The organism is Mangrovibacterium sp., from assembly GCF_059905295.1.
Map to the genome: position 1 here is coordinate 1 of NZ_JBZQJF010000326.1, position 2,127 is coordinate 2,127.

Consider the following 2,127-nt stretch of genomic DNA (forward strand, 5'->3'; position numbering starts at 1 on the left):
AGACTTTTACCGGGAAATTGCGAAACTTCAAAAAGAACATTAAGCACGAACAACAATGGCAAAACAAAATAAGAACTTTTTCAAAAGTAACGACTGGCAGTTGCTTCGGCGCTTTGGACATTACTTTGTACCACACAAAAAATGGCTGGCTTTCAGTATTTTTTCAATTCCGATCACCGCCGTTGCCGGGATCTTGTTCCTTTGGCTGGTCGAGAATATTATCGACAACTACATCCTGCCCGGCAATGTGTCAGGGTTGAAAGTTCAGATCATTTTGCTGGCGCTGGTCCTCTTCCTGAACCTGCTATTCGATGGAATTTACAGCTACTCATTTTCCAAGGCAGGAGGAATGGCAATTGTCGATATTCGTCGTCAGTTGTTCGCCAAATCACTGCGATTTCCGTTAAGCTATTTTGATAAGAAACCAATTGGAGTAACCTTATCGCGCCTAACCAGCGACATGGAGGCTATCTCCGAATCGTTCGCAGCCGGTATACTTGGGTTGTTGTCCGACAGTATTAAAACACTGGCTCTTGTTGGCTACCTGTTTTACCTCAACTGGCAACTCACATTGGTCTTATTGCTGGTGGTCCCGTTAATCATTCTGGCGATGCGATATCTGCGAAAAAAAATCCGGGTAGCCTACAATGCTTCACGTACAAGCTTAGCCAAATCAGCAGCTTACCTTCAGGAATCGTTGAACGGCATGAAAACCATTCAGCTTTATGCTGCCGAAGAGGAAGCTTTTCGTAAATTCGATCAACTCAATAAAGATTTTTGCGATGCTCAGAATCACTCAAACGTATACGACTCCGCTCTTTATTCGATTGTTGAAGGAATCACGTCGGTCGCTACTGCACTAATACTTTGGTACGGAGCAATCCAGATTTGGAACCAGGCATTCACCATTGGGGTGCTGATTGTTTTCATCACAACCCTGGAACGCTTGTTCATCCCGGTGAAACAGTTCGCCCAGCAAATATCAACAATCCAGCGAGCATTGTCGGCCCTGGAACATGTTAGCGAACTGTATGAGCAAGACGTGGAAGAACCACATTTGCAGGACAGCAAAGCCACCCCACAGCCAATTGCCTTACACGATATTGAATTCAGCCATGTATACTTTAGCTACATTTCTGGTGGCCCCGATGTGCTGAAAGATGTTTCATTCAAGCTAAATAAAGGCGACCGATTAGCCTTGGTTGGAACAACAGGCTCTGGGAAATCAACCATCATTAAGCTACTGGCAAAAACCTATACCGGCTATCGAGGATCAATCACAGTAAACGGACAGGAGTTGAAAGACATTTCACTATCGCAATTGCGCGAATCCGTTTCAGTCATGCAGCAGGATATTTTCATGTTTAACAACTCGGTAGCTTTTAACATCGGTCTTGGACGTCGGGGCATTAGTCCGGATGACATTCAAAAAGCAGCCAGTTTCGTTTATGCGGACCGGTTTATTCAAGATCTTCCAAACAAATACGATTTTGTCATTCAGGATAATGGCGACAACCTATCAAAAGGACAGGCCCAACTTGTTTCGTTTGCCCGTGCCATTTGCGGCAACAGCGAACTCATCATTCTCGATGAAGCGACGAGCGCTGTTGACTCGGTAACTGAACAATACATTCAACAGGCTATTGCCAACATTTTTGCCACCAAAACAGTGATTGCCGTAGCCCACCGCCTGAGCACCATTAAAAACTCGGATCAGATTTTAGTACTGGAGGAGGGACAAATCATTGAACGCGGTACCCACAACGAATTGATTAAGCAGAGAGGGAAATATGCTCAGCTGGTTCATCAGTTTGAAGAAGAAACGACAGCTTAAAAAAAGCTGCCGTTTTTTATTTCATTCTTTTCAGGAAAACCTATTCACTGATCAAAGCATGCTTATATGCTTCGTCATAGTGACGGCCAAGCTCGTCCCAGTCGAACATGTATGATGATTCAACAATGTGATTCCGTTGAACAATGCGTTCCCGCCGATCTAATTTGGCAAATTCAAGCATATAGTTTGCCAGATCCTCCGCTGCATCGTACATCGACCGATGTTTTCGTGAAATCACGTTCACCCCGGCTTTCTTCGCCTTTTCTGATTCCCTGTTCACATAGGCACCAAAA

2 protein-coding genes are annotated in these 2,127 nt (G+C 44.6%); one reads left to right on the plus strand and one right to left on the minus strand.

Going from position 1 to position 2,127, the window contains the following annotated elements:
- Positions 1 to 55: 55 nt before the first annotated feature.
- Positions 56 to 1,834, plus strand: a complete 1,779-nt coding sequence (locus tag AC37HE_RS16445) for an ABC transporter ATP-binding protein (RefSeq protein ID WP_500784127.1) — start codon at positions 56 to 58, stop codon at positions 1,832 to 1,834.
- A 40-nt stretch (positions 1,835 to 1,874) separates the two neighbouring features.
- Here AC37HE_RS16445 and AC37HE_RS16450 read toward each other — a convergent pair.
- Positions 1,875 to 2,127 (minus strand): hypothetical protein (locus AC37HE_RS16450; protein ID WP_500784128.1); only part of this gene is annotated, 253 nt, incomplete at its 5' end.

Coding starts and splice junctions, on each gene's coding strand:
- AC37HE_RS16445 (WP_500784127.1), top strand. CDS start 56: ATGGCAAAACAAAATAAGAACTTTTTCAAAAGTAACGACTGGCAGTTG.